The organism is uncultured Ferrimonas sp., from assembly GCF_947489035.1.
Lineage (GTDB): Bacteria > Pseudomonadota > Gammaproteobacteria > Enterobacterales > Shewanellaceae > Ferrimonas.
This window is the reverse complement of record NZ_CANLCI010000071.1, coordinates 1-581: the sequence shown is the minus strand read 5'-3', so window position 1 is coordinate 581 and position 581 is coordinate 1. Positions and strand designations below refer to the sequence as shown.

Here is a 581-nt window from a genome sequence, read left to right as displayed (position 1 = left end):
ATTTCTTGGAGCCAAAATGGCTTCATGAAAAAGAAAATTTTTACCCAAGAACCGCCTACGGTTGCTGAATTAGGTGAAGCTGGCGCTGATGAGTTGATTCAAGAACTTTGGCAAAAGCTTCGTGAATACGAAGACAGGTTGGCCACGAGCTCTCGCAATTCATCGAAATCGCCCTCTGCTGACACACCAGCTGACAAGGCCGAGCGAAAAAAGCTCAACGCCCTCGTAGTTCAAATAAGATTGGCGCTCAGCCAGGCCACGAGGGAAAACGTAGACCGCTAAGTAAGTTGAAGCCCACAGATACTCAAGTGGTTTGTCTGCCACAGGCTTGTTGCGCTGACTGTGGGGGAAAGCTCGCACCCAATAAAAACCCAACGGTTCGGCACCAAGTCTTTGAGTTGCCCGAACCCAAGCTCGATATCACTGAATATCGAATCCATGGCGGACGTTGCCAGCGGTGCGGTGTAGTGGCACACTAAAACTGGCCACCTCATGCACCTCATGCACAAACAGGTGTGACCATGACCAAACGAACAAGAAGAACTTTTAGCGCCGATTTTAAGCTTGAAGCGGCCCAGTTA

Annotated in this window: 1 pseudogene; it reads left to right on the top strand. The window is 49.7% G+C overall.

Annotation, left to right across the window (positions count from 1 at the left end):
* Positions 1–24 precede the first annotated feature (24 nt).
* Positions 25–473, top strand: a pseudogene (locus tag Q0796_RS18115) (DUF6444 domain-containing protein); the annotation flags it as partial.
* Positions 474–581: the final 108 nt, after the last annotated feature.